The sequence below is a fragment of the Neisseria sp. P0009.S008 genome (genome assembly GCF_051958615.1).
GTDB lineage: Bacteria > Pseudomonadota > Gammaproteobacteria > Burkholderiales > Neisseriaceae > Neisseria > Neisseria subflava.
Window position 1 is genome coordinate 12,036 of the sequence record NZ_JBQCVG010000006.1, and the last position, 25,985, is coordinate 38,020.

The following is a 25,985-nucleotide window of genomic DNA, read 5'->3' on the forward strand; positions in this document are numbered from 1 at the left end:
TTCTCAAAGTCCCCTTAATGCCAATCCAAACGCCAACGTCAGTGACGGCGCATCAATTTGAAACTGCGGCAATTCTACTTTTGCACTGCGTTCCACATATGAAATCGGATGCAGGTATTCTGTTGCCGTATTGGTTTGCGAGAAAATGCTTTCCGCCAAACCTGCCTGCTGAGCGGTAAAGCCGGTCAGTAGGATGTGTTTGATATTGGCGAAAGAATCAGTGGCCTGCGTGGTATAGTAAAATTGCAAAACCCGCTGAACTTCTTGCGCAACCTGCACATTAAAACGGTCGGCAATCTGAGACTGGTAGTCGGAAGGCTTGTTTTGGGAAGCCATCATTTGAGCGGCTTTTTCTTCCGTTACCCGATAAGTACGCTGAATCAGCTGATTGAGCTGCTCTGTGCTGACCGGAGTTTCTTGTTTATAGAGAATGCGGCCGTTTTGCAGAATCAGGGCATACATTTGCGTCGCATGAATGCCGAACACGGCAACTTTTTCCTCTGCCATTTCGGGAGCATGCGTATTCATCCAATAAACGAAGGCATTGCGTTGCGCCAGTAAGTCCAAATCCAAAGCGGACAAAGGCAAGCCCACATTTTCAAACATTTCAATGCGCGGTTCGACATCGTCTTTTTTAGCGGCAACAGCTAAAACATGCTGGCCCGAACCGACTTCTTCGGCTTGAAAGTCGTAGTTCATTTCTTCAATAGGCGCAAATTGGCCGACTTCCGCCTCGACAAACTCTTCCAAGTCCAAATCGGTATCACGCGGGTTGTAAATAATTTGCTCGACTGTCGCCAAATTTTGTGGCACAGCCGCAACAATATTTTTGCAAGAACTGCGTAATTGTGTGTAAGTATGTTGGATGTAAGTGGCAAGCTGATCGTAGTCTTGAATTTTGTTGCCTTTGACAATATTTTTAGGCAATTTGGTAATAACGTATTTTTCCAGCTGAATTTGGTTTAAACTACGGCCTGTCAGTTGTACCATCTTAATGGCATGTTGGCTGATGTCGACGCCGATGGCAGAGCGGTTGTTCAATCCGCTAGAAGCCTTGCCTGTTTTGGTATCTTTCGTGCTTTTAAATAAGCGCATGATTTGACTTCCCTGTATCATTTAGGAGTGAGTAACTGTTTCGTTATCCGTAAAGGACTTCTTATTCTTTACACAGTATTGACTGTGGCTGATAGAAATCGTTTCCCATTTTACTTTATTTATCGCCATTAATGGCAAAATTATTACTTAGTCATGATTAAAAAGATTATAACGACCTGTATGGGTCTCTTATTAGGACTGGCTCTTTTCGGTGTAGGTCTGATTGCAATTGCAATTCTGGTAACCTATCCAAAACTGCCGTCTTTGGACTCTTTACAACACTACAAACCAAAAATGCCGCTGACGATTTATTCTTCAGACGGCCAAGTCATTGGCGTTTACGGCGAACAACGGCGTGAATTTACCAAAATCGGCGACTTCCCCAAAATTTTGAAAGACGCAGTGATTGCCGCCGAAGACAAACGCTTCTACGACCACTGGGGTGTGGATGTTTGGGGCGTGGCGCGCGCCGCAATCGGCAACGTCATAGCCGGCGGTGTTCAATCCGGTGCCAGTACGATTACGCAACAAGTTGCCAAAAACTTCTACCTGAGCAGCGAGCGTTCGTTCACCCGTAAGTTCAACGAAGCCCTGTTGGCCTACAAAATCGAGCAGTCTTTAAGTAAAGACAAGATTTTGGAGCTGTACTTCAACCAAATCTATTTGGGTCAACGCGCTTATGGTTTTGCCTCCGCCGCCCAAACTTATTTCAATAAAAATGTTAATGATTTAACATTGGCCGAAGCCGCCATGTTGGCCGGCTTGCCTAAAGCACCTTCCGCCTACAATCCGATTGTAAACCCTGAGCGTGCCAAACTGCGCCAGGCTTATATTCTGAACAATATGCTGGAAGAAGGCATGATCACCCTGCAGCAACGCGATCAGGCTTTGAAAGAAGAGTTGCATTACGAGCGTTTTGTACAAAACATCGACCAAAATGCCCTGTATGTTGCCGAGATGGTGCGTCAAGAACTGTTTGAAAAATACGGCGAAGATGCCTACACACAAGGCTTCAATGTATATACCACCGTCGATACCGCACACCAGCGCGTCGCCACCGAAGCCCTGCGTAAAGTTCTGCGCAATTTCGACCGCGGCAGCAGCTACCGCGGTGCAGAAAACTACATCGACCTGAGCAAAAGCGATAACGTAGAAGAAACTGTCAGCCAATATCTTTCTACACTTTACACCGTCGATAAAATGATTCCTGCGGTTGTATTGGAAGCCTCACGCAAAGGTGTACAGATTCAGTTGCCAAGCGGCCGTAAAGTCACGCTGAACAGCCACGCTTTAGGCTTTGCCGCCCGTGCCGTCAACAACGAAAAAATGGGAGATGACCGCATCCGTCGCGGCTCCGTCATTCGCGTTAAAGGCAGTGGCGATACTTTTACCGTCGTTCAAGAGCCTTTGTTGCAAGGCGCATTGGTGTCTTTAGACGCGAAAACCGGTGCAGTCCGTGCATTGGTCGGCGGCTACGACTACCACAGCAAAACCTTCAACCGCGCAACTCAAGCCATGCGCCAACCCGGCTCGACGTTCAAACCGTTCGTTTATTCCGCCGCTTTGGCAAAAGGCATGACTGCCTCCACCATGATTAACGATGCGCCGATTTCCCTGCCGGGCAAAGGTGCAAACGGTAAAGCGTGGAACCCGAAAAACTCTGACGGCCGCTATGCCGGTTACATCACGCTGCGTCAGGCTTTGACCGCGTCGAAAAACATGGTGTCCATCCGCATCCTGATGTCTATCGGCATCGGCTACGCGCAACAATACATCCAACGCTTCGGCTTCAAGCCGTCTGAAATCCCTGCCAGCCTGTCTATGGCTTTGGGTACAGGCGAAACCACTCCGTTGCGTATTGCAGAAGGTTACAGCGTCTTTGCCAACGGCGGTTACAAAGTATCTGCCCACGTCATCGACAAAATCTACGACAGCCAAGGCCGTCTGAGAGCGCAAATGCAGCCGTTAGTGGCCGGTGAAAACGCACCTCAAGCCATTGACCCGCGCAACGCCTACATCATGTACAAAATCATGCAGGACGTTGTCCGTGTCGGTACCGCGCGCGGTGCAGCCGCACTGGGCCGCTCCGACATCGCCGGTAAAACCGGTACCACCAACGACAACAAAGACGCATGGTTTGTCGGCTTCACCCCTAGCGTTGTGACTGCCGTCTATATCGGCTTTGACAAACCGCGCAGCATGGGCAGTGCAGGCTACGGTGGCACAATCGCCGTACCGGTTTGGGTAGAATACATGCGCTTCGCCCTGAAAGGCACCAGCGTCAAACCGATGAAAGCACCTGAAGGCGTGGTTACAAACGGCGGCGAAGTGTATATGCGCGAACGCATGACCACCAGCTCCGACCTGGCCTTGGACAACAGCGGCGTTGCTCCGCGTCCTGCTCAACCTGCCCGTCGTGCCGTTCCGAATGAAAACCGCCGCAGTGCCGAGAGCAATACTGCGCCAGCCCGTGAAGAATCAGACGAAACCCCAGTTCTGCCAAGCAATACCGGCAACAATAACAGACAACAACTGGACTCTCTGTTCTAATGTTCTAAAGCAAGGCCGTCTGAAACGTTCAGACGGCCTTTTTTAAGAAAATTCAAAGCAAAACCATGATTGATTTACACTGCCATTCGACCGTTTCAGACGGCATGTTGTCCCCAACCGAAGTTGTCCGACTCGCCCGTCAAAACGGTTGCACCCTGCTCGCCCTGACCGACCACGACCATACCGGCGGACTTGCCGAAGCACGCACCGAAGCCGATACCCTCGGCCTCCCCTTCGTCAACGGCGTGGAGATATCCGTCACTTGGCACGGCCGCACCATCCACATTGTCGGTTTGGACTTTGACGAACACAACGAAGCCCTGCAAAACCTGCTTGCCGAAGTCCGCAAAGGCCGTCTGAAACGACTGGAATCCATTGTGGCCAAACTGGAGAAAAAAGGCATAACAGGCGCGTATGAAGGCGCACTGGCATTGGCCGCCAACAAAGAAATGGCCAGCCGCACCCACATTGCCGAATTCCTCATCCGCAAAGGCCATGTCAAAAACAAACAGCAGGCATTTACCAAATATCTGGGAGACGGCAAATCCTGTTCCGTCAGACATGAATGGGCCACACTGGAAGACTGCGTAGCCGCGATTACAGGCGCGGGCGGCATGGCCATTATCGCCCACCCGATGCGCTATGAATTATCCGCCACCGCCAAACGAAACCTGTTTCAAGAATTTAAAAATCTCGGCGGCGCAGGGATTGAAGTACACAGCGGCAACTGCTGTAAAAACGACCGCCTCAACTATGCCCTGCTTGCCGACCGCTTCGACTTTCTCGCCAGCGCAGGCAGCGACTTCCACCGCCCCAACGACTTCAGCGGCGGCATACTCGGCGCCTGTCCCGACTTACCCGAACAATGCCGCCCTGTATGGAAACACTTTAAGGCCGTCTGAATGCCTCACGCAAAAGGATTATCCTGCCAAAAAAGCAGCCTGCACCCCATCTCCCACCGAAAGACCCGAACCATGTGCGATTACTGCGCCGACCTTCGTCCCACCGTCCGCATCAAAACCCCGCAAAAACTGTCGCAAATGCTACTGCGCGCCGCCGACCGCCTGGCAGACGGCACGCTGGCCGACATCACCCTCGCCTACGCCAAAGTCCGGCGTATCAGTCCCGACTATGTTCAAACCTTCGCCCGCAGCGGTTACATCATCGACACCGACCCACAGGGCAACCGCCGCCTGCACGGCTGGTACGATTTCCTGACCCACTATTTCCAATGCACACACTGCAAAGCCGTGTTCGAGATTGATGCCGAAACCTACCACGGCAGCGGCGGAGAATGGAAAATGCTGGAAGAGGCGGCCAAGCGTTTTCAGGCTACCTGAAAATAAAAAATCAGCATATCTTTGGAAGCCATATCTGATAACGTGTTTATACGGCCGGGATATATGCAGTATTTTCTCCGGGCAGTATAACCGATGTTGAAATTTCCGTCGGATACACGACATCAGCGGCTGTCTCTGCTGAAATTTCACCTGCCAACTCATTGTAAATTCCTTTGTCGTTTTGGAAATCAATATCGGCAACCTTGCGCCTTTCCCCATTTTCCAAAACCACTTCTGATTCAAATAATATTTTATTATCGGCTTCATCTTTCAGATTGATTTCTGCAAAATCCAAAGAGATCGACTGGATATCCCAGTCGGACAATAGAGAAAGCTCTCCTTCCTCCGTTTTCCCGTTACTGTTTTCGTCATGCCAGATTCTTAGCTCGCCCCACAATTCATCATATTGATTAATGATATTATTATTGTCGCTGTCCAAATCTTTCAAAGCTTCTACGCCGTTTTCTGCGCGCTTGCCGTCAGACATAACTGTTGCCTCACCAAACATCTCCGTTCCGTCGTTTACCATGCCGTCTCCATTTTTATCCCAAACCAAAAAACCGCTGCCTTTTTTGAGCCAAGCCGTCTGTTCGGCCATCCCGTCGCCATCCATATCAAAACTCACTCCATCCTCCACCGAAGTCGTGAGCAACTCTTCTCCATACAGCTCGATAGCAAGAGGAGTATGGTAATTTTTGGCAATTTGGTCAAAATTCTGCTGAAGATTATCCACTCCGCCCTGTAAATCAAGTGAAATATTGGCTTTGTTCAGTAAATCCTGCAAAGCTTTCAAAGCTTCGTTTTCATTATGAATTTCTTTGCCTTTTCCTGATGCCTGTTCGGATTTTTGCTGTTCGACCAAAGCAGCCAAGCGGTTAACTGCATTGGAATGAAGCCTGCTGGCTGAAGTAATCAGTGCCGCATACGCACTTTTTGAGTAATTTACTAAATTATCGTTGAAGCTGACACTCTTGCCCGCGCTACCGATACCGAATTCAATCGCCCCCTGCTTTCCGCCTGAAGAATAATATAACGCTGTTCTTGCAGCCGTCGTTACCGTACCGTCTGCCAAACGGCTGTTGGCAGGTACAAATACCACCATCAACATAGGATTTCCACGTGTCATAATCGGCATCAGACTAAGCGGCATATTTGGATCGGTTTTCTGAAAGCGAACCCGCTCGTCACCTACGCCAAACAGTCTGTTGGGATGGTCAGGCGCTGCTTCATCCATTCCTGATTGCAGAATTTTTTGCTTTTCGGCTGGAGTTTTACCGTTTAGCAGGTTTGGATTGGTTTCCTTAAGGAATACAGATTTCGCCCATGTCCAATAAGTATGGCTGGGCTGTCCGCTGGGGTTTTAGGTTTTCATTTTGTGGGCAAAATAATCAACAGCCTGTTGTTGGTTCATCGCCTTGATTGCTGCCGTATCCGATCCGTATTTGGTTTCTTTGGGATTGTTCCGCAAATCAAACTGAAAACGGTTGTATTCGGCTTTTCCTTCTTCATACAAAAAACGGCGGGCATACTCATTTGCAGTAAGGTTTTTTGTTGGATTTCTCTTATCAGCAAGATCTAGTCTATAAAGAGTATCAGAAATACCATGCTCGATTTCATGGGCATAATCAGAAGCCGTAAGATAATCTTTTCCAAATACCATCTCACGGTATTCAATGTCTCCTTTTAATTTTCTCGTTGTATAAGTGGCTGGAACATGATGATCGACACGAATACTTGATAGCCCCCATTTATTGATAAAAATATGAGTCTTTTGCATAATAACATTATCCCGCGTGATGCTATCAATCTCCTTTTTAGGCATGCCCATGCGAATAAAATGCTGCCGAATTTGTGCATTTTGAACTGTTGCCATAATAATTCTCCTATTAATTGATTGAGTAAATTTTTAATTTTAATTGGTGATCAAATAATTTTTTTATATTGAATATAAGATATTTCCTTGCTACATCTCATATTTTCTTGGTTATCATGCATAAAGTATAGAGATACACTATCATGAATAGACAATCTTGCATGAAAATCCTTAATATGACCGTTGTTGTCAATAGCCTCTAATGATTTTTCAAAACTTACAGCAGAATCAGAACAAAATATCGGTCTAAACATTAAATGCCAACCAATTCTTGGCAAGGGCAAATCCTCGGGATAACGGTTGTCAGGAAACAGCGAACGGTAATGCTTTAAATAATCAGGCGTTGCTTCGATTTCTAAAAAAGTACTGCCGTCGTAGTCGGTCTGATGCACTACCGTAAAGCCGTCGGTCGGACGTTTTAGCTTACGCCGCCTGTGTTTGAGCCATTTCTGCCGCTCTGCCTTGTCTTTCCATCTGAGTACCGCCTGTTTTTCTCCGTCAGGCCGCAAACGGCCGGAAAGCTGCAGATAGCGCCGGTACACGGGAATCTGCCACTTTTTCGCTAAATCTTCAGGCGGCATATCAAGCAAACAGGCACTATGCAGCGTGCCGGCCATCTGTCTGAACAAATTCTCGAAGCTCTCTACAGGATAAAGCTGCCCGCAGCCCGTTGCGTCATCTGCATATGCTTGAGAAACAGAGACCGTCTGAATGCCGCTATCGGCATGAGACAAAATGGGCAGCAACATGGCCGGCCACAGCAAAGCAGCTAAAAATTTCACACTCATCTCCTTCTTGATAAAAATTATTACTTGCATTGATATTATTTCCAATATTTTTTCACTGCAAGCACATTTGCACGCTAATTGAGACCTTTGCAAAATTCCCCAAAATCCCCTAAATTCCCACCAAGACATTTAGGGGATTTTTCATGAGTACCTTCTTTCAGCAAACCGCCCAAGCCATGATTGCCAAACACATCGACCGTTTCCCACTAATGATAGAAAAAGGTCGTCTGAAAACCGCTTTTCCGTTTTCAGACGACCTTTGTTCTTTGCTTTGTTTAAGCGGTTTACGCCGTTTTCTTTTCGCGTATCGGCAGGTTCAGCAAAGCCGCCGCCCCCGCCAGCAACGCATCGGCATACCACATCCAGCCGTAATCGTTGAATTGATAAATCACGATGCCGCCGATATACGAGCCTAAAAAGCCGCCGATTTGGTGGCTCAACATGGTCAGCCCGAACAGCGTCGCCAGATAGCGCGTGCCGAACAGTTTGCCCGTAATCGCAGCAGTCGGGGCAACGGTGGCGAGCCAAGTGAAGCCCAGCGCGGCGGCGAAAATGTAGAAATTGATGTCGGTTCTTGGGGCGGCAAGGTAGATCAACACCATCGCCACGCGCGAGGCGTAGAGTCCGAACAAAACGTATTTGCCCAAAAACCGCCCCGTACACCAGCCCGAAAAAATGCAGCCCGCGATGTTCGCCAAGCCGATAATCGCAATCGAAGTCGAAGCGACCGAAGCGGGTAGGCCGCAGAGCGCGATTTCGTTGGGCAGGTGGGTTACCAAAAACGCGATGTGGAAACCGCAGGTAAAAAAGCCCAAGTGCAGCAGGATGTAGCTGCGGTCTTTAAACGCCGCTTTGACCGCCTGCCCCAGCGTTTGCCCGTTTTCAGACGACGTGTGGTGCGTAGCGACAGCGTTTTTGCTGCCCGCCAGCCACCACGAAATCGGCAGGATTAAAAGTGCAATGCCGCCCCAAACATAAAACGTTCCCGTCCAGCCGACGGCGGGCAATATCAACAAACCCTGCACCAGCGGCGCAAACAGAAACTGCCCCGCCGAACCGCCCGCGTTGACCAGACCCGAAGCCAAACCGCGTTTGTGCGGCGGTACTTTCGTCGCGACCTGCCCCATGATGATGGAGAAACCGCCCGCGCCTGTTCCGAATGCAAAAAGCAGCCCGATTGCCAGCATCAGCCCCCAATAAGTCGGCATCTGCGGCACCATCAGACAGGCGCAAGCCAGCAGCAGCGCGCCGCCGCCCAACACCTTAAACGCGCCGAAACGGTCGGCAAGCGCGCCGGAAAGCGGCTGGGACAAGCCCCACATCAACTGGAAAACGGCAATAATCAGGCTGAACTCTTGGATACTCAGCTCGGTAGAGTCGACGACCGGACGGACAAACAGCCCCATAGTCATGCGCATACCGATGGTAATCAGTAGGATAGCGGCGGCAGCAGTGATAACCAGCCAAAGGTTAGGGGATTTTTGCTGTGTGTGGGTCATGGTTATGGTTTGTTTCTATGAAAAATGCCGTTCAATCAACCGGCAAAACGACGGATTCTAGCAAATTAGGTTGATATCGGCTAAATAACTCCTGATGCTTTGGATATAGCCAAAACCTCTATCCGCGCCGTTTTTCAATTTCTTTCTATCTGAAAAGTAGGGCATGGGATATGGGCAGAAAATACGGCGCATAAAAAACAGCAAAGGTCGTCTGAAAACCCGAAATCCGATTTTCAGACGACCTTTGTGTTTCTGCGTCCTGCGTTAGAACGATTTGACCAGCGACAGACTGACTGCGTTTTGTTTGTAGCTGTACAGCCAGTCGGTGTTGCCGTGGACGCGGCGGTGTTTGTAGCTGAGGACGGGTTTGAGGCCGGCGAATTTCCAGCGGTCCGCGCCTATGCTGAGGCGGTAGGTTTGCTCTTTGTCGCGGCGGCGTTGTTCGAGTACGGCGTTTTCTTCGCGGTGGCTGCGGATGCCGAAGGTGGCGGAGGCGGAAGCGTCGAAACCGGCTTCAAACATTTTTGCCGCGCCCAGCCGTGCGGAGATGAGGCGGTAGCTGTCCACCGGTTCTTTGGCTTTGCGCTGCTGCCAGTCTATGCCGCCGTAGAGCATGAGGTCGTTGCGCGGGAAGTAGGACAGGGTGTTGTAAACGGAGATGAGGTTGCCGTCGAGCAGGCGGGTTTTGTCGGAATAGGAGAAGTGTTCTCACTCGGCTTCGGTGTTCCATGTCCAACTGCCTTTGTCGAGGTTCCACTCGCTGCGTACGCCGTAGGCGCGGTTGAGGGTTTTGCCGCCGCTGCCGTTCCATTCGACAAGCGGGGCGAGGGCGAAGGTGTGGCGGTGGTTTTCAAACTGGTAGCCTGCGCTGAGGTTGAGCGTGTGTTCGTTGAAGTCTTTATGGTCGCGGTAGAGGCGGCCGTAGCCGAGCGCGCGGGCGGCGATGCCGTGATGCCCTTTAATCTGCCAGCGGCGGACGGCGGCGGCTTCGTATTTGATGCCGTTGGCGGAAATAGGCTTGTCGCCAGAAAATTCTTCCCAGCATTCGCCGTCGATTTCGGTTTTACACCACACTTTGCCGCTGGCTTCGTTGATGTTGCTGTTGTAGACGGCGCCGACGGAAAGGCTGCCCTGCCAGCTTTGGCGTTGGTTTAAGGAATCGCGGAAATGGCCGATGTTTTCTTTGACAGCTTCGGGCAGGTCTTCGTTTTGAAGGCGCATAAATTCGGAAGTGGCCTCGCGGTTCAGACGACCTTCAAAGAGCAGTCGGGCGTAATCGAGCCGTCCGCGCGTGAAGTCGGGGTGGCGTTGCAGCAGGGTTTCGTAGTCTTGTTTGGCATTTTTCCACCTGCCTTCGCCGCGGGCGAGCGAGGCGCGGGCAAAGAGGGCGATGTCGGGGTCGTATTCGGTTTGCTGGGTATAACGCTCAAGCAGCGGGCGTACGGTTTGCCAGTCGCTGCGGTTGACGGCGTTAAACAGGGCTTCGCCTTGGTCGGCTTCGGGGTCGGTTTCGGCTGTCTGCCCGATATTTTCGGCGGGAATGTCGAGGCGGTATTCGCGCATTTTTTGTTCCTGTTCCTGCATGGTTTGGCGGGTGTCCTGCCACAGGCGTTGCGCGGTACGGTCGTCTGAAAAGTCAGAACGGGGCGCGGCAAGGACGGGGGCGGCGAGAAACAGGATAAGGCAGGCAGACGGTTTGTACATGGTGTCGGCTTTCCGGTCGGCGGTTTCAGACGACCTTGAGAAGGTTGGCGGGCTGGTGTTTAAAAAAGCCTGCGTGAAGCAGGCTTTATTTTACTTAACTCATTTTACTTAACTACGGATTTTAGCGTTTCACACCGCCGAATGCCGTATCCAAATTGCGGTCGGTTTTAAATTTGGCAACACCGGCCAGCGCGCTTGCGTTGTGACCGAAGAAGTGGCCTTCGGTTTTACCGAAGTGGCCGTTGGCGCGGGCGTAGCCTTCAAACGATGCGCTGGACGGTTTGATGCGGGAATGGATGTCCATCTGTACAGCGTTGTTTTTCATAGAACCTGCCAAGACGCGTTGACCGAAGTCTGCGCGTAAAGTACCAACCATCGGGTTGTTGCCGGTGTAGTTGTTGATACCTTTAACTGCGTAGTTGGCTACGCCGGATACCGGCATAGAGGTAGCGCGTTTGTCGCCAGAGTAGAAAACACCGCGGTTGGTGCCTTTGGCGTATTCTTTGCCGACCCACTCGCCGTAATACACTTCCGAACCACCGCTCTTGATGGTGTTGAATGCATAGCGGCCGAGGTTTTGACGGGTGTATGCGTCGTTGACCTGTACGGTTTTCACGCCGTTGCGGTCTACATTGCCGGGCATGCGGTTGACGTTGGTGTAGTGCACGCCCGAACGGTAGGCAGCGTGTTTCATCACTTTTTCGCCTTCGGCTTCAGATGCAGGCTTACCCCATTTTTTGCCGTATTTGTGATTTTTGTAGCCATACTCGAATGGGTTATAGGCATTATTAGCGGCAAATGCGCCTGCGCTGAACACAACAGCCAAAACAGCAGCGGTGGTTTTTTGCAGATTCAGTTTCATTGAACACTCCTTGAGGTAAGACGATGGTGGGGAAAATTATGTTTCGTTGTGAGTAGAACATATCGTTATGTGAGGAGGTCTTTTTGTTCTACAAAACATTTTATAGGGGAAGTGTTAGCACAGAATTAGCAAATATCCTAAAAATCTCCAATAAGGCGAAAATATTTATTTTTAATTCGATACGACCTGTATCACCTGCCCCAAAACGGCAAAGAATATATTGAAACTGCCTGCCCGATACACCATAATGACCCTATAAATACCCGAAAAAAAGGTTAACGCCATGTGCCAACTGCTCGGCATGAATTGCAACACTCCCACAGACATCATGTTTTCTTTTGAAGGCTTCCGCCGTCGTGGCGGCATTACCGATTACCACGCCGACGGCTTCGGTATCGGCTTTTTTGAAGGCAAAGGCGTGCGCTTGTTTCACGACGACAAGCCCAGCGCCAACTCGCCTGTTGCCGACTTGGTACGCGCCTATCAGATCAAATCCGAAAACGTTATCGCCCATATCCGCAAGGCCTCACAAGGCCAGACCTCATTGGCGAACACTCATCCCTTCATGCGCGAGATGTGGGGCGAATATTGGCTGTTTGCACACAACGGCCATTTGATTGATTTTTTCCCCGAGCAGGGCGAGTACTACCATGCCGTCGGTTCAACCGATTCCGAACGCGCATTCTGCTTTATCCTCAACCGCCTGCGCAGTTGCTTTGCCACCAAGCCCGAACCTGAAGTTTTGTTTGACGCCATTGCCGGCCTAACCCATGAAATCCGCCGCCACGGTTTGTTCAACTTTGTGATGTCCAACGGCGACTGCCTGTTTGCCCATGCCAGCACCTTGCTGCACTACATCGTGCGCAAAGCCCCGTTTGGCAAAGCGCGTCTGCTGGACGATGATGTGATGGTCGATTTTTCCAAAGTGACCACGCCAAACGATAAGGTCTCCGTCATCGCCACCCTGCCCCTGACCCGCGATGAAACTTGGTCGCAGTTGGCAGTCAATGAATTGGTGATGTTTCAAGACGGCGATATCGTCCGCAGCGACCGCCCCGAAAATCCGGTTTATATGAGCGCGGAAGAAGGTTTGGAAATCGCCCGTGCCGTCGGCGTATCGGTTTAACGGTTGATTGACTGAAAAACTCAAGGCCGTCTGAAAAGCTCAACTTCACTCAAGTTGCCCTTTCAGACGGCCTTTTTATACTTAATCCAGCGAAAAGCCTTTACTATACGAAAATAGCGCAATCCGCTACAATAATAGGTCACAAACAATAAATTCAATTGCTTAGCGACCTTGCCGAGCGTATGACAAGGAAACCCGATGAAGTGCCCGTTTTGCCAACACCCCAACACACAAGTAACCGACTCGCGATGGCTGGAAGACACCAACAGCATCCGTCGCCGTCGCAAATGCTTGGAATGCGGACAACGCTTCAGCACCTTTGAAACCGTTGAAATGCGGATGCCGCAAGTCATCAAATCCGACGGCGCACGGGTTCCCTTTAATCCGCACAAACTGCAGACCAGCCTTGAGCGCGCGCTGCACAAACGCCCTGTTACGCAAGAACAAATCGATGAAACCGTTGCCCTTATCGAGCAACGCCTCTACCGTTTGGGCAAAAAAGAAGTCGCTTCACACATCGTCGGCGAAATGGCAATGGAAGAGCTGGCAAAAATCGATCAAGTCGCTTATGTCCGCTTCGCGTCTGTCTATAAAAGCTTTAAAGACGTTTCCGAATTCACCCAAGTCATTGCCGAATGTAAAGCCAAATAAGGCCGTCTGAAACCATGTTTTCCGCACTTGATACCCAAATGATGCAAACCGCCCTCGAGCTGGCCAAGCTTGGGCGGTTTTCTACTTCCCCCAATCCCCGCGTCGGCTGCGTAATTGCACACGGTGCCCAAATCGTCGGACAAGGTTTCCACGTCAAAGCAGGCGAACCGCACGCTGAAGTTCATGCGTTGAGGCAGGCCGGAGCGGCGGCAAAAGGCGCAACCGCCTATGTCACGCTGGAACCTTGCAGCCATTATGGTCGCACACCGCCATGTGCCGAAGCGCTGGTTCATTCCGGCGTAACGCGCGTGGTCGCCGCCATGACTGACCCTAACCCGTTGGTCGCAGGCAAAGGCTTATCTATGCTGGAAGCCGCCGGAATACGTACCGAAAGCGGTTTGTTGGAAGCTCAGGCGCGCGAACTCAACCGCGGTTTCCTGTCGCGTATCGAACGCGGCAGACCGTTTGTCCGCCTCAAATGCGCCGCCAGTTTAGACGGCAAAACCGCCCTTTCAGACGGCCGCAGCTTTTGGATTACCGGCGAAGCAGCACGCGAAGACGTACAAATTCTCCGTGCCGAAAGTTGCGCCGTTTTGACCGGTATCGGTACCGTACTTGCCGACAACCCGAAACTCAACGTCCGCAGCTTCCCCACCCTGCGCCAACCTGCGCGTATCGTCTTGGACAGCCGACTGCAAATTCCTTTGGACTGCCACCTCGTTACCGATACCGAAAGCCCGACCGTTATCGTTACCCTTTCCTCAGACGAACAACGTTTGCAGGCTCTAAACGCATTTGAACATATCCGCATCATCAGGCCGTCTGAACACATCAACGGCTGCATCAATCTTCTTTCACTCATGCCGCAACTGGCAGAGTTTGGCTTTGGCGAAGTTCTGGTAGAAGCCGGCTCCACACTTGCTTCAGCCTTCCTGAAGGATGACTTGGTGGATGAAATCGTCCTCTACCAAGCGCCGAAACTGTTAGGCGCAGGCAAACCTCTTTTCTCCCTTTCTGAAAATCCGGCCGTCCTACTTTCAGACGGCCCTTGGCAAAGTCAATCAGTAGAAATCATCGGACAGGACATTAAATGGGTTCTCCGGAAAAAATCCATCTAATTACCCAAACTTAATAATAAAATTACTTTCAATAAAATATATCTATTATTTGCATAGCAATAAATGTAATTTTTTCGTCAATATATTATAATGACTTTAGTGTATTCCAATTTAAAACTTTGACTTAAGTTAACTATCCTCAAGCTGATTGTCGACAAATTTTCCTTTTTTTCATCACGAAATAATGGATTATTAAGATAAGTTAAGACACGAAAATTTATTAAAAGTTTTTATTCTAGAAGGGTTTTAAACGGCATAAACGGTAGTTTCATTTCATGAACCATGCATTTGACAAAACAATATCTAAAATCAAAACATGTAGTTGAATGTAACTTCTAAAAATTAAGCATTCAAAAATACCGTTTTCATGCCTTATAGGCCGTCTGAACGACCATTAAACTTTTTTGATTGAGACGAATCAGATAAGTGCTTATGATTTTGTCTAATGTAATTATAAGTATGGGTTTAAGGCTTCACACAATACGGCAGCCGGCTATGGCTATGCGGTTGCAGCAAACAACTCAGGCATCGCGCAAACATCCCGATTTACTCATTCATTAAACGAAAGACATCATGAAAAACATTACGATACAAAAATTTGCCGATAAGACCGCAAAAATCGGCATCGTTGGCTTAGGCTACGTTGGTTTACCACTGATGTTGCGCTATGTGGATATCGGTTACCAAGTTTTGGGTTTCGACATTGACACCAACAAAGTCGACAAGCTCAACAAAGGCGAAAGCTACATTGAGCATATCCCTTCCGACAAAATTGCCGCTGCTTCCAACAGCCTGTTTGAAGCAACGACCGACTTCTCCCGCATCGGCGAAGTAGAAGCCGTTATTTTGTGCGTACCGACTCCGCTGAACAAATACCGCGAGCCGGACATGAGCTTTGTGATCGACACTACAGATGCGGTAAAACCCTACCTACGCGCCGGTCAAGTGCTGTCTTTGGAATCCACCACCTACCCCGGCACTACCGAAGAAGAATTGCTGCCGCGCATGGAAGAAGGCGGCTTGAAAGTCGGTCAAGACGTATTCTTGGTTTACTCTCCTGAGCGTGAAGACCCGGGTAATCCTAACTTTGAAACCCGTACCATTCCCAAAGTCATCGGCGGCCACACCCCTGATTGTTTGGAAGTCGGCCTTGCGCTGTACCAACCTGCCATCGATAAAGTTGTTCCAGTAAGCTCCACCAAAGCTGCCGAGCTGACCAAACTTCTGGAAAACATCCACCGCGCCGTAAACATCGGCTTGGTGAACGAGATGAAAATTGTTGCCGACAAAATGGGCATCGACATTCACGAAGTCATCAATGCCGCCGCAACCAAACCGTTCGGCTTCGTTGCTTATTACCCGGGCCCTGGCTTGGGCGGCCACTGTATCCCTATCGACCCGTTCTACCTGACTTGGAAAGCACGCGAATACGGCGTAAACACCCGTTTCATCGAGCTGGCCGGTGAAGTGAACTCCCATATGCCCGACTACGTTATCGAAAAAGTCGGCCTGGCTTTGAATGATCACAACCGTTCTATCAAAGACAGCAAAATCTTGGTATTGGGTATCGCCTACAAGAAAAACGTGGACGATATGCGCGAAAGCCCGTCTGTGGAAGTTATGGACCGCCTGCACAAACTGGGCGCAGTGGTTTCCTACTCTGACCCGCACGTTCCAGAGTTCCCGCACATCCCCGGACACCACTACTTCGACCTGAAGAGTGAAGCGCTGACCCCCGAAACTGTCGCCCAATACGATTGCGTGGTTCTGACCACCGATCACGACAAATTCGACTATGACATGATTACTGAACATGCCAAGCTGATTGTCGATACACGCGGCAAATTCCCAGTGAAAAATCCTAAAGTCATCAAAGCATAATCTTGCTTCAGACGCATCCGGCTGCCTCCGGTTTCCCTGATTGGGACGGCGGCCGGTTTCCCAAGGCCATTTGTTTTTCAGACGGCCTTGGCAAACCGGCAAGGGTAACAACACATACCTTACGAAAAACGCTCAGCTCGAACTTCTGGCCGTCTGAAAACAAATAATATGAACGCGAAAAAAATCCTCGGCTACGCATTGGGCCCGGTAGGAAGCGCCGCCTTCGGCCTGCTTTCCCTGCCACTCATCTCATGGTACTTCCCTGCGGAAGACATCGGCCGTATCGTACTCTTGCAGACCATTGCCGGACTGAGCATTCTGCTCTTGGGCTTGGGGCTGGACCAATCCTATATTCGCGACTATTACGCCGTTAAAGACAAGGCTGCGCTGTTCAAATCCGTTTTTTTATCGCCATTGATTCTGACGGTGGCGGTTGTGGTTTTAGTGTTATTGATAAACGCATCATGGCCGTCTGAAATCATTTTTGACATCCCCAGTGCAAATTTGGGGATTCTCTTTCTGATTTTCTTGGCCACCACGCTGATTACCCGTTTTTTAGCCCTGATTTTGCGGATGAAAGAGCAGGCATTGGCTTTTTCCGTCAGCCAGCTTGCGCCGAAATTCTTGATTCTGGTGTTGGTTTTTGCCGTGATTGCTTCCGGCTTGCCTACCAATACTACTTCGCTGGTTTTTACCTACACCGCAGCCCAAGTGCTTACCGTTGTACTGTTGATATATCAGCTGTGCCAAGACCTGCAAGCCGTTTCCCATGCGAAATGGTCGCCCGAGCTGCATCGGGACGGCCTGCGCTACGGCCTGCCGCTGGCATTCGGCAACTTGGCCTATTGGGGCCTGACTTCGATTGACCGCTTTGTCCTCAAAGACATCTCGGGTTTGGACGAATTGGGCATTTATTCGATGGCAGTCAGCTTTGGTGCCGTCGCCCTGATTTTCCAAAGTGTGTTTTCCACTATTTGGGCGCCTTTGGTGTTCAAATGGGTAGAAGAAAACACCAATCTGGACAAAATCGGCGACATCACGCTTTCCATGACAGTCCTCATCAGCGCAATGATTTGCCTTATCGGGATTTTCTCGCCGATGGCGACTTGGATACTGCCGGAAAAATACACGCAGGTTCAATTTATCCTGCTCTCGTGTATGCTTTTCCCCCTGTTTTACACGTTAACCGAAGTCAGCGGCATCGGTTTGAATGTCGTCCGCTCGACTTGGCTGATTACCGTCATCAACATCGTTGCCTTTATCGCCAATACCGCCCTGCTCTATCTGCTGGTACCGAAATTCGGTGCAAAAGGTGCGGCTATGGCCAGCGCAACGGCTTTTTGGCTGTTTTTCATCTTTAAAACCGAATTCTCTTCACGCCTATGGCAACCTTTGCCGCGCCTGAAGATCTATACCAATTCAACGCTCTGCCTGATGATCTGCCTTGCCTACACTTGGCTGGGTACGCGCGACAACTACATTTGGTTTGCGCTGGCATGGGCAGTCGGACTGGGTTTCCTGTTCCTAAAATACAAACACGCACTATTTGCCGCGGCCGAAAAAATCAAAGCCAAATTAAACCGTTCGGCAAAATAGCCAACCTGAGATTCACGTCTCTACGATAACAACAGAATGACCATGAAAATAAAACGTCTGAACTTATACACTTACATCCTATACATCATGCTCGCAGCCTATATGCTGGGACCCGCGCTGTCCTTTAAGGTCGGTGTGCCGCGTATCGACAACCCGCTGACCCTGATATTTGTACTGCTTGGTTTTGTCGTATTTTTTCTGGAAAGCAAGCATATTCCGCGCAAGATTTTTGCCATGCTCTGCGCCCTGACCGCCATGTGCATCTGGCCTGCCATCCACATGGGTATTACGTCGCTGACGCCGACGCAGTACATGGATATTTTGTTTTTTATGGCGATTCCGGCTTTCTTCTACTTGTTTTACCAAGTATCGAAACGTGCCGACGACCCTTTGGGAACGATTCAAAAGTTCCTCATCGTATTTACGCTGTTTATCGCCGTGCCGCCTTTTGCAGAGTTGGCCACCGGCATTCAGTTTGTGAGCGCCAGCGATGAGTTGGCTATTGATGAAGGTTCACTCAAAGGCTTGTTCTTTAACCCGAACAACCTTGCCGCCACCGCAGTCTGCCTTGCACCTGCCATTTTGTTTTTCTTCCAACTCCAAGGACGAAAACACAAAGAAAAACTACTGGGCTGGGGTTTGTTCCTGCTGTTGGGCATGGCCATTTTCGCCAGTGTATCGCGTACCGCCATCGGCTGTTACCTGTTGATTTTGCTGGTTTATACGGCCTATCGCAAAAACGGTTTTATTACAGTCGGCGTAGCTGGTTTGCTGGCGTTGGTGTTGTCGATGATTCCGTCACGCGCGATTGCGGAATTTTTGCTGTCGCTCAACGGCAACCAGTTTTTGGAACGTTTTTCCAGCCGCGTGTACCTCTTCCTGTACGACTTGGGCAGCGACAACTCCGTGTCCTACCGTCAGGAGATTTACAACTACTTCTGGAACAATCCGCCCCTGCTGCTGACCGGTTACGGTCCTAAAAACTTCCGCGAATATTTCGGCGGCCACTTGAGTAACAGCGTGGGTTTTGAAAATCCGCACAGTTTTATCATCGAACTGTATTTGGGTTTCGGCATAATTTCCCTGCTCGGCTTTATTGCATTTGTAGCGTTTTATTTCCTCTACACTGCCTCAAGCCGTGCACTAACCAATAAATCACGCGTACTGGCTTGGGTTACCTTGGGCATTTTCCTGCTGGCCGGTTTTATTCCATCCACCATTTTACGTATGCCGTTTATCTGGCTGCCCTGCCTGCTGATTTTTATTTACAGCGTATTTGTTGCGCCCAAGCTGAAAGATATGGCCGCTTACGCATACAACGAAACACTATACGATACGAAGAAACCATCATGAAAATCATCCTGACTACCTCCATGTCCGGTCTCGGTGGCACTGAAAACGCCACTTTCCGCCTCGGTCGCCTGCTCAAACAACGCGGACACGATATCGTATTGGCCTCTTCAGACGGCCCTTTGATTCAGGAAGCGCAAGCATTGGGCATCCGTTGGCAGCCGATTGATTTTTACCAAGGCGGTCTTTTGGGTTACGTCAAAGGCATGTTTGCCTATATGAAGCTGCTGAAAAAAGAAAAACCTGATGTGATTCACTGCCAAATGGCGCGTATCGTTCCAGCCTGCGCCATTGCAGCCAAGCTCGCTTCGCCGAAAACCAAAGTGTTCTACCACGCGCGCGGCCTTGATCCGGAAACTTATCCAAAAATTGCCAAGCTTTTCGACAAGCTGGGCGTGTACATCATCGGCAACTGCAAACACGAACGCGAAAAACTCATCCGTTATGGTTTCCCTGCCAACCGCATCACCTACACTTACAACGCTCTGCACAAAGCAGATTTCGTTCCTGAAAAAACGGTCAAAGACTATGTTCAACTGGGCACGCTTTCCCGCTTGGACACCGTCCGCGCCGTGCATCTGATGTTGGATATTTTGAAGAAAATGGTTGACCGCGGTATGCCTGTACGCCTCAACGTTGCAGGTATCGGCGAAGAAATGGACAACCTCAAAGCCCAAGCCAAACGTTTGGGCATTGAAGACAAAGTGACCTTCCTCGGCGGCGTCCGCGACTTGACCGGCTACTTCAAAGAAGTCGATATTTTGGTGAACACGCCACATTGCGTGGGCGACCACGGCGCAGGTGTCGGCAACAATATTTTGGAAGCCGGCCTTTACGACACGCCTGTCGTGACCTACAACATGGCGGGTATTTCCGAAATGGTCATTACCGGCCAAACCGGCTACTGCATTCCTTTTGGCGATGACGAATCGTTTATCGAAGCCGTCGATACACTCATCAAGCATCCAGAGTTGCGCGGTCAAATGGGCAAAGCCCTGCACAAACATGTCGAAACCTTATGCTCCGACGACGAAATCTACCGCACCACCATGGCTGCGTACGAAATGTAAGGCCGTCTGAAACATGAACATTACCATCGTCGCCCCTTATTGCTCGCTGCCGTCCGAGCCGCATTTCAACCGCTTCTGGTATCTTGCCGAGCTGTTGTCGCAGTCTCATGACGTGTTGCTGATTACCAGCAACTTCAAGCACTACAACAAATCTTTCAGACGGCCCGAAGATGCCGAGGCCGCCTCACAAGGCCGTCTGAAAGTCATGCTGTTGGAAGAGAGCGGCTACGGCAAAAACGTATCGCTGGACCGCGTCAAAAGCCATCATGTGTTCGTCAAACATTTTGAGCAATGGCTGAACAACTGCCGCTCCGGCGAGCAAGACGTCGTCTTTTCCGCCTACCCGCTGATCGCCACCAACCTGCTTTTAGGCGAACACAAAGCGCGTTTGGGCTACAAGCTGATTATCGACGTGCAGGACGTATGGCCTGAATCTTTCTCCTCGGTCGTGCCGTTTTTAAAAAAAATCCCGCACAACCTGCTCCCCTTCTCCTCCCGCGCCAACCGCGCCTACCGCTACGCCGACGCGCTGGTCGCCGTATCGCAGACCTACCTCGACCGCGCCAAAGAAGCCAATCCGAACGTTCCTGGCGAAGTCGTCTATATCGGTGCGGATTTTCCGAAACTCGATGCCGCGCCGGCAAAAGACTTTGGCGACAGCAAAACCCGTTTCTTCTACTTGGGCACGCTCAGTTACAGCTATGACGTGGAAACCGTGTGCAAAGGCGTTCGCAAGCTGTTGGACGACGGCGAAAACGTCGAATTGCACATCATGGGCGGCGGCCCCGATTTGGACAGGCTCAAACAATACGCCTGCGACGGCATCAAGTTTTACGGCTACATTCCTTACGCCGAGATGATGTCGGTCGCCAAGGGCTGCGACATTTCCGTCAACGCCATCCACTCTTACGCCATGCAGTCGATTACCAACAAACTGTCCGACTATATGGCTTTGCAAAAACCGATTCTGAACAGCCAGGTCAACTACGAAGTTGCCGAAGTCCTCACCCTGCTGCCGCACGCGGACTACCGTTCCGGCGACGTGGACAGCTTCGTCCAAGCCGCCAAAGACATTCTGGCGCGCAAAAACGACCCCGTTCAATCCGACGAAATCGTCCGCCGCTTCAAGCGCGACGTGGCGTATCAAAAAATCGTCAACCTGATTGAAAGATTAGCCCATGAGTAAATTCTTCAAACGCCTGTTTGACATTGTCGCCTCCGCCTCAGGACTGATTTTCCTCTCGCCCGTATTTTTGATTTTGATATACCTCATTCGCAAAAACTTGGGCGAACCTGTCTTCTTCACCCAAGAGCGGCCGGGCAAAGACGGCAAACCGTTTAAAATGATTAAATTCCGCTCCATGCGCGATGCGGTCGATAAAGACGGCAACCCGCTGCCCGACAGCGAACGCCTGACCGATTTCGGCAAAAAATTACGTGCCACCAGTTTGGACGAACTTCCTGAATTATGGAATGTCTTAAAAGGCGAGATGAGTCTAGTTGGCCCTCGTCCGCTGCTGATGCACTACCTGCCGTTGTACAACGACTTCCAAAACCGCCGCCACGAAATGAAACCGGGCGTGACCGGTTGGGCTCAAGTCAATGGCCGCAACGCCATTTCATGGGATGAAAAATTTGCCCGCGATGTTTGGTACATCGACAACTTCAGCTTTTGGCTGGATATCAAAATTTTGTTCCTGACGGTTAAAAAAATCTTCGTCAAAGAAGGCATCTCAGCCGAAGGAGAAGCCACCATGCCTTATTTCACGGGTAATAAAACTGATGAAAAAAAATAACATACTGATTCTGTCGGCAGGTCGCCGTGTCGAATTGGTGCAGGACTTTCAAACCGAAGCCGCACGTTTTTCAGACGGCATCGGCGTTTTTGCCACTGACCTCAACCCACACATGTCTTCTGCCTGCCATGTTGCCGACCGCGCTTTCAGTGTGCCGCGTATCGATGCAGCCGAATACATTGACAGCATTCTCGAGCTGGCCCAACAACACGACATCGGTCTGATTGTGCCAACCATCGATACCGAGCTGCTCAAACTGGCCGAAGCACGTGACCGTTTTGAAGCTGAAGGAATACATATTGTCATTTCCGATGCAAAGCTGATTACCCTGTGCTGCGACAAGCGCCTGACCGCAGGCCTGTTTGCACAATACAGTATCCGTTCGCCTGAAATTTACGAACGGGACCGCCTGGTTTTCCCATGTTTTGCCAAGCCTTATGACGGCAGCCGCGCCATCGGTGCGAAAAAAATCAACACACCGGCTGATTTGACTGTCGATATTACCGAAGACCCGAAAATGATGTTTGCTCAATACATCGATATCGAGAATACTTTCTCCGAATTTACCGTCGATATGTATTACGACCGTCAAGGCCGTCTGAAATGCGCCATTCCTCGCGAACGTTTGGAAGTGCGCACCGGAGAAGTCAGCAAAGGCGCAACCCGACGCAATGCCCTGTATGAAGAGCTGATTGAAAAAATGGCCGTATTGGAAGGCGCACGCGGCTGCATTACCGCGCAATTCTTCGTCAGCAAAACCGACAACACGACCTACGGCGTGGAAATCAACCCGCGTTTCGGCGGCGGTTTCCCGCTGACTTACGCCGCAGGCGGCAACTATCCGGGCTGGCTGATTCAAGAATACATCGGCGGCCAAGACATCCCTTTCTCCGACGACTGGGAAAACAATTTAATCATGCTTCGTTACGATGCTAAAGTTTTGGTAAGAGAACATGATTAAGCCGGAAGAATCCGTCATCGTCTTCGATCTTGACGATACGCTTTACTCTGAGTACGACTACAAATGCTCCGGAATACAGGCAGTTGTAGGGATAATTACGTCGCTTTACCCGCAATACGATGCCGACGTACTAAATGAAATTGCAGACAATAAAAGTAAAGACTGGCTCGATAATTTGTGCCATCATTGCAAATTAAACGAATTAGAGAAACAATCACTTTTGTGGCAATATCGACTACACCGGCCTGTTATCCGACCTTATGTCGAACCGTCTTTTTTACGGAAGCTGATGCGCCCTTTTGCCGCACGCGCCCTGATTACAGACGGCCGCAGTCTGACACAGCGTTTGAAAATACAGGCCTTGGGTTTGACCGATTTGTTTGACGACATTTTGATTTCGGAAGCCATGCAATCGGAAAAACCCGAAGATAAGCGTTTTGTCTTCCTGCAAAACAAATATCCGGCTGCAAAACATTTCATCTACATCGGCGACAACATCAAAAAAGATTTTGTCGCACCCAACAAACTGGGGTGGCTCTCCATAGGCATCATGCCTAAGCCGCACAATATTCATCAAGCCGAGCCCGAGCAATACGGTCGTGAATACCAGCCCACCCTTTGGATAAACACCCTGGAAGAATTGACTACACTGACAACTTCCGCCACCGAAAAAGCAAATGCATAAGGGACATTTCTCCATGAAAATCTTATTTATGGGTCGTAAACAGGTTTCCGCCAACCTGCTTCGTTTTTTGACCAAACAAGACCATATCGAAATCGTCGGTGTCTTAACCGACAGCCATCTGCAAGGCTCGCCGACTACGGCCGCCGCGCAGGAATTGGGCTTGCCCCTGTACACCTTCGATACGGCTTTGGAAGCAATGCGAGAAGGCCGTCTGAAATACGATTTGGGCTTGTCCGTCCTTTACTGGCGCAAGCTGCGTGATGAATTCCTGAGCATTCCAACTTTAGGCACGATCAACTTTCACCCTGCGCTGTTGCCCGAATACAAAGGCACAGGCGGCTACAACCTGGCCATCATGGACGAGCTGAACGAATGGGGCAATACCGCCCACTACGTCGATGCTTCCATCGATACCGGCGAAATTATCGAAGTGGACCGTTTCCCTATCGACGCTGAAACAGAAACTGCCCAATCGCTCGAACGCAAAACCATGCAGGCATTGGAAGATTTCGCACGACGCATCATCACCCGTGCCATCGAGTCGAAAACCAAATTGCCGACCACGCCCAACATCGGTGGCCGCTATGTCAGCCGTGACGAAATGGAAGCCATGAAGCAAATCCGCGACGACGACGATGTGGAGAAAAAAATCCGCGCGTTCTGGTTTCCGCCGTACGACGGCGCATACGTCAAAATCAACGGTCAGAAATACACCCTGATCAACCGCCAGCTGCTGGAAGAAATCGCCCCCAAAGGCTCAACCAGTCTTTTCGCAGGAAAAGCCAATGCTTAATACATCACTCTCCCCATGGCCAAGCTTTACTCAAGAAGAAGCCGATGCCGTTTCCAAAGTCCTGCTGTCCAACAAAGTCAACTACTGGACAGGTACGGAATGTCGCGAATTTGAAAAAGAATTTGCTGCCTTTGTCGGCACGCAATACGCCGTCGCCCTTTCCAACGGTACGTTGGCTTTGGACGTAGCCCTCAAAGCAATGGGCATCGGCCAAGGCGATGATGTGATTGTCACTTCGCGCACTTTCTTGGCTTCCGCGTCATGTATCGTGACCGCCGGTGCAAATCCGGTTTTCGCCGATGTGGATTTAAACAGCCAAAACATCAGCGCCGAAACCATCAAAGCCGCTTTGACGCCAAACACCAAAGCCATCATCGTGGTTCACCTTGCCGGTATGCCTGCCGAAATGGACGACATCATGGCTTTGGCCAAAGAACATAACTTGTGGGTTATCGAAGACTGCGCCCAAGCGCACGGTGCGAAATACAAAGGCAAATCCGTCGGCTCCATCGGACATGTCGGCGCATGGTCGTTCTGCCAAGACAAAATCATGACTACCGGCGGCGAAGGCGGCATGGTAACTACCAACGATAAAGAGCTGTGGAGCAAAATGTGGTCGTACAAAGACCACGGCAAAAGCTATGACGCCGTGTACCACCGCGAACACGCCCCCGGCTTCCGCTGGCTGCACGAAAGCTTCGGCACCAACTGGCGTATGATGGAAATGCAGGCGGCCATCGGCCGCATCCAGCTCAAACGTATGCACGAATGGACTGCCCGCCGCCAAGCTCACGCCGCCAAACTGGCTGAAAGCTTGGGCAAATTTGCCAGCATCCGTTTGGTTGAAGTTGCCGACTACATTGAACACGCGCAATACAAGTTCTATGTTTTCGTCAAACCCGAACACCTGAAAGACGGCTGGACGCGCGACCGCATCGTCAACGAACTGAACGCACGCAAAGTCCCATGCTATCAAGGCAGCTGCTCAGAGGTGTATTTGGAAAAAGCCTTCGACGACACGCCTTGGCGTCCGAAAGAGCGTTTAAAAAACGCTGTAGTGTTGGGCGACACCAGCCTGATGTTCTTAGTACACCCAACCCTGACCGATGAAGAAATTGCGTTCTGCAAAGAAAACATCGAAGCCGTATTGACTGAAGCCACGGCATAATCATTTTCAGACGGCCTGCGACTTCAGGCCGTCTGAAAAAAATAAAACAGCCTGCTTCAAACAATCCGTACCAAGCCAC

Annotated in this window: 22 protein-coding genes and 1 pseudogene; 16 read left to right on the plus strand and 7 right to left on the minus strand. The window is 50.4% G+C overall.

What is annotated here, in order from left to right:
* Nucleotides 1-3 precede the first annotated feature (3 nt).
* Entirely contained in the window at nt 4-1,095 is a 1,092-nt protein-coding gene (gene pilM / locus ACTHSQ_RS06015; protein WP_003684494.1) for a type IV pilus assembly protein PilM, read from the minus strand.
* A gap of 153 nt (nt 1,096-1,248) precedes the next feature.
* Between pilM and ACTHSQ_RS06020 the strand changes: the two genes are divergently transcribed.
* The 3 genes from ACTHSQ_RS06020 (at nt 1,249) to ACTHSQ_RS06030 (ending at nt 4,985) form a co-directional block, all read left to right on the plus strand.
* On the plus strand, nt 1,249-3,645 hold the full coding sequence (locus ACTHSQ_RS06020; RefSeq protein WP_440371158.1) for a penicillin-binding protein 1A: 2,397 nt from the start codon (nt 1,249-1,251) through the stop codon (nt 3,643-3,645).
* A gap of 65 nt (nt 3,646-3,710) precedes the next feature.
* A complete protein-coding gene (locus ACTHSQ_RS06025) occupies nt 3,711-4,547 on the plus strand; it encodes a PHP domain-containing protein (RefSeq protein WP_440371157.1) in 837 nt (278 codons plus the stop codon).
* Complete coding sequence (locus tag ACTHSQ_RS06030) at nt 4,548-4,985, plus strand: hypothetical protein (protein ID WP_241479500.1); 438 nt, start codon at nt 4,548-4,550, stop codon at nt 4,983-4,985. It abuts the gene before it with no gap.
* Nucleotides 4,986-5,031: 46 nt separating this feature from the next.
* Here the strand turns inward: ACTHSQ_RS06030 and ACTHSQ_RS06035 are convergent, their stop codons facing one another.
* The 6 genes and pseudogenes from ACTHSQ_RS06035 to ACTHSQ_RS06060 all read right to left on the minus strand — a co-directional run bounded on the left by ACTHSQ_RS06035 (nt 5,032) and on the right by ACTHSQ_RS06060 (nt 11,711).
* Entirely contained in the window at nt 5,032-6,219 is a 1,188-nt protein-coding gene (locus ACTHSQ_RS06035; protein WP_440371156.1) for a hypothetical protein, read from the minus strand.
* Nucleotides 6,220-6,345: 126 nt separating this feature from the next.
* Nucleotides 6,346-6,858 (minus strand): hypothetical protein, encoded by a 513-nt coding sequence (locus ACTHSQ_RS06040; RefSeq protein ID WP_003684537.1) that lies wholly within the window; start codon nt 6,856-6,858, stop codon nt 6,346-6,348.
* A 50-nt stretch (nt 6,859-6,908) separates the two neighbouring features.
* Complete coding sequence (locus ACTHSQ_RS06045; RefSeq protein WP_440371155.1) at nt 6,909-7,775, minus strand: hypothetical protein; 867 nt, start codon at nt 7,773-7,775, stop codon at nt 6,909-6,911.
* Nucleotides 7,776-7,930: 155 nt separating this feature from the next.
* Nucleotides 7,931-9,145, minus strand: a complete 1,215-nt coding sequence (locus ACTHSQ_RS06050) for an MFS transporter (RefSeq protein ID WP_440371154.1) — start codon at nt 9,143-9,145, stop codon at nt 7,931-7,933.
* A gap of 264 nt (nt 9,146-9,409) precedes the next feature.
* Nucleotides 9,410-10,849: pseudogene (locus ACTHSQ_RS06055) on the minus strand (surface lipoprotein assembly modifier).
* A gap of 121 nt (nt 10,850-10,970) precedes the next feature.
* The gene (locus ACTHSQ_RS06060; protein WP_440371153.1) at nt 10,971-11,711 is read right to left on the minus strand and encodes a Slam-dependent surface lipoprotein; all 741 of its coding nucleotides are present in this window, start codon (nt 11,709-11,711) and stop codon (nt 10,971-10,973) included.
* 283 nt (nt 11,712-11,994) lie between these two features.
* Between ACTHSQ_RS06060 and ACTHSQ_RS06065 the strand changes: the two genes are divergently transcribed.
* The 13 genes from ACTHSQ_RS06065 (at nt 11,995) to ACTHSQ_RS06125 (ending at nt 25,906) form a co-directional block, all read left to right on the plus strand.
* A complete protein-coding gene (locus ACTHSQ_RS06065) occupies nt 11,995-12,837 on the plus strand; it encodes a class II glutamine amidotransferase (protein ID WP_440371152.1) in 843 nt (280 codons plus the stop codon).
* Nucleotides 12,838-13,035: 198 nt separating this feature from the next.
* Entirely contained in the window at nt 13,036-13,488 is a 453-nt protein-coding gene (gene nrdR, locus ACTHSQ_RS06070) for a transcriptional regulator NrdR (RefSeq protein ID WP_283120795.1), read from the plus strand.
* A gap of 14 nt (nt 13,489-13,502) precedes the next feature.
* A complete protein-coding gene (gene ribD / locus ACTHSQ_RS06075) occupies nt 13,503-14,606 on the plus strand; it encodes a bifunctional diaminohydroxyphosphoribosylaminopyrimidine deaminase/5-amino-6-(5-phosphoribosylamino)uracil reductase RibD (RefSeq protein ID WP_440371151.1) in 1,104 nt (367 codons plus the stop codon).
* Nucleotides 14,607-15,179: 573 nt separating this feature from the next.
* Complete coding sequence (locus tag ACTHSQ_RS06080; RefSeq protein ID WP_049350758.1) at nt 15,180-16,487, plus strand: nucleotide sugar dehydrogenase; 1,308 nt, start codon at nt 15,180-15,182, stop codon at nt 16,485-16,487.
* A gap of 168 nt (nt 16,488-16,655) precedes the next feature.
* On the plus strand, nt 16,656-18,083 hold the full coding sequence (locus ACTHSQ_RS06085; RefSeq protein ID WP_440371150.1) for an oligosaccharide flippase family protein: 1,428 nt from the start codon (nt 16,656-16,658) through the stop codon (nt 18,081-18,083).
* 42 nt (nt 18,084-18,125) lie between these two features.
* Nucleotides 18,126-19,436, plus strand: a complete 1,311-nt coding sequence (locus ACTHSQ_RS06090) for an O-antigen ligase family protein (protein WP_003684579.1) — start codon at nt 18,126-18,128, stop codon at nt 19,434-19,436.
* Nucleotides 19,433-20,503 carry a glycosyltransferase family 4 protein gene (locus ACTHSQ_RS06095; protein ID WP_440371149.1) on the plus strand — a complete coding sequence of 357 codons (1,071 nt, stop codon included), beginning with the start codon at nt 19,433-19,435 and terminating at the stop codon, nt 20,501-20,503. Before ACTHSQ_RS06090 ends, ACTHSQ_RS06095 begins: the two co-directional genes overlap by 4 nt.
* A gap of 13 nt (nt 20,504-20,516) precedes the next feature.
* The gene (locus tag ACTHSQ_RS06100; RefSeq protein WP_440371148.1) at nt 20,517-21,689 is read left to right on the plus strand and encodes a glycosyltransferase; all 1,173 of its coding nucleotides are present in this window, start codon (nt 20,517-20,519) and stop codon (nt 21,687-21,689) included.
* Nucleotides 21,682-22,299, plus strand: coding sequence for a sugar transferase (locus tag ACTHSQ_RS06105; protein WP_440371147.1), 618 nt, complete (start codon nt 21,682-21,684; stop codon nt 22,297-22,299). The genes ACTHSQ_RS06100 and ACTHSQ_RS06105 overlap by 8 nt, the downstream gene beginning before the upstream one ends.
* Nucleotides 22,286-23,260 carry an ATP-grasp domain-containing protein gene (locus ACTHSQ_RS06110; RefSeq protein WP_440371146.1) on the plus strand — a complete coding sequence of 325 codons (975 nt, stop codon included), beginning with the start codon at nt 22,286-22,288 and terminating at the stop codon, nt 23,258-23,260. The genes ACTHSQ_RS06105 and ACTHSQ_RS06110 overlap by 14 nt, the downstream gene beginning before the upstream one ends.
* Nucleotides 23,253-23,945: an HAD family hydrolase gene (locus ACTHSQ_RS06115; RefSeq protein ID WP_154953108.1), complete on the plus strand. Its 693-nt coding sequence runs from the start codon at nt 23,253-23,255 to the stop codon at nt 23,943-23,945. The genes ACTHSQ_RS06110 and ACTHSQ_RS06115 overlap by 8 nt, the downstream gene beginning before the upstream one ends.
* Before the next feature lie 13 nt (nt 23,946-23,958).
* The gene (locus ACTHSQ_RS06120; RefSeq protein ID WP_070631174.1) at nt 23,959-24,738 is read left to right on the plus strand and encodes a methionyl-tRNA formyltransferase; all 780 of its coding nucleotides are present in this window, start codon (nt 23,959-23,961) and stop codon (nt 24,736-24,738) included.
* Nucleotides 24,731-25,906 (plus strand): DegT/DnrJ/EryC1/StrS family aminotransferase, encoded by a 1,176-nt coding sequence (locus tag ACTHSQ_RS06125; RefSeq protein WP_440371145.1) that lies wholly within the window; start codon nt 24,731-24,733, stop codon nt 25,904-25,906. The genes ACTHSQ_RS06120 and ACTHSQ_RS06125 overlap by 8 nt, the downstream gene beginning before the upstream one ends.
* Nucleotides 25,907-25,985 lie beyond the last annotated feature (79 nt).

Excerpts from the sequence above, each read along its gene's own strand:
- pilM (WP_003684494.1), bottom strand. The coding sequence starts at position 1,095 with ATGCGCTTATTTAAAAGCACGAAAGATACCAAAACAGGCAAGGCTTCT.
- ACTHSQ_RS06020 (WP_440371158.1), top strand. The coding sequence starts at position 1,249 with ATGATTAAAAAGATTATAACGACCTGTATGGGTCTCTTATTAGGACTG.
- ACTHSQ_RS06025 (WP_440371157.1), top strand. The coding sequence starts at position 3,711 with ATGATTGATTTACACTGCCATTCGACCGTTTCAGACGGCATGTTGTCC.
- ACTHSQ_RS06030 (WP_241479500.1), top strand. The coding sequence starts at position 4,548 with ATGCCTCACGCAAAAGGATTATCCTGCCAAAAAAGCAGCCTGCACCCC.
- ACTHSQ_RS06035 (WP_440371156.1), bottom strand. The coding sequence starts at position 6,219 with ATGGATGAAGCAGCGCCTGACCATCCCAACAGACTGTTTGGCGTAGGT.
- ACTHSQ_RS06040 (WP_003684537.1), bottom strand. The coding sequence starts at position 6,858 with ATGGCAACAGTTCAAAATGCACAAATTCGGCAGCATTTTATTCGCATG.
- ACTHSQ_RS06045 (WP_440371155.1), bottom strand. The coding sequence starts at position 7,775 with ATGTCTTGGTGGGAATTTAGGGGATTTTGGGGAATTTTGCAAAGGTCT.
- ACTHSQ_RS06050 (WP_440371154.1), bottom strand. The coding sequence starts at position 9,145 with ATGACCCACACACAGCAAAAATCCCCTAACCTTTGGCTGGTTATCACT.
- ACTHSQ_RS06060 (WP_440371153.1), bottom strand. The coding sequence starts at position 11,711 with ATGAAACTGAATCTGCAAAAAACCACCGCTGCTGTTTTGGCTGTTGTG.
- ACTHSQ_RS06065 (WP_440371152.1), top strand. The coding sequence starts at position 11,995 with ATGTGCCAACTGCTCGGCATGAATTGCAACACTCCCACAGACATCATG.
- nrdR (WP_283120795.1), top strand. The coding sequence starts at position 13,036 with ATGAAGTGCCCGTTTTGCCAACACCCCAACACACAAGTAACCGACTCG.
- ribD (WP_440371151.1), top strand. The coding sequence starts at position 13,503 with ATGTTTTCCGCACTTGATACCCAAATGATGCAAACCGCCCTCGAGCTG.
- ACTHSQ_RS06080 (WP_049350758.1), top strand. The coding sequence starts at position 15,180 with ATGAAAAACATTACGATACAAAAATTTGCCGATAAGACCGCAAAAATC.
- ACTHSQ_RS06085 (WP_440371150.1), top strand. The coding sequence starts at position 16,656 with ATGAACGCGAAAAAAATCCTCGGCTACGCATTGGGCCCGGTAGGAAGC.
- ACTHSQ_RS06090 (WP_003684579.1), top strand. The coding sequence starts at position 18,126 with ATGAAAATAAAACGTCTGAACTTATACACTTACATCCTATACATCATG.
- ACTHSQ_RS06095 (WP_440371149.1), top strand. The coding sequence starts at position 19,433 with ATGAAAATCATCCTGACTACCTCCATGTCCGGTCTCGGTGGCACTGAA.
- ACTHSQ_RS06100 (WP_440371148.1), top strand. The coding sequence starts at position 20,517 with ATGAACATTACCATCGTCGCCCCTTATTGCTCGCTGCCGTCCGAGCCG.
- ACTHSQ_RS06105 (WP_440371147.1), top strand. The coding sequence starts at position 21,682 with ATGAGTAAATTCTTCAAACGCCTGTTTGACATTGTCGCCTCCGCCTCA.
- ACTHSQ_RS06110 (WP_440371146.1), top strand. The coding sequence starts at position 22,286 with ATGAAAAAAAATAACATACTGATTCTGTCGGCAGGTCGCCGTGTCGAA.
- ACTHSQ_RS06115 (WP_154953108.1), top strand. The coding sequence starts at position 23,253 with ATGATTAAGCCGGAAGAATCCGTCATCGTCTTCGATCTTGACGATACG.
- ACTHSQ_RS06120 (WP_070631174.1), top strand. The coding sequence starts at position 23,959 with ATGAAAATCTTATTTATGGGTCGTAAACAGGTTTCCGCCAACCTGCTT.
- ACTHSQ_RS06125 (WP_440371145.1), top strand. The coding sequence starts at position 24,731 with ATGCTTAATACATCACTCTCCCCATGGCCAAGCTTTACTCAAGAAGAA.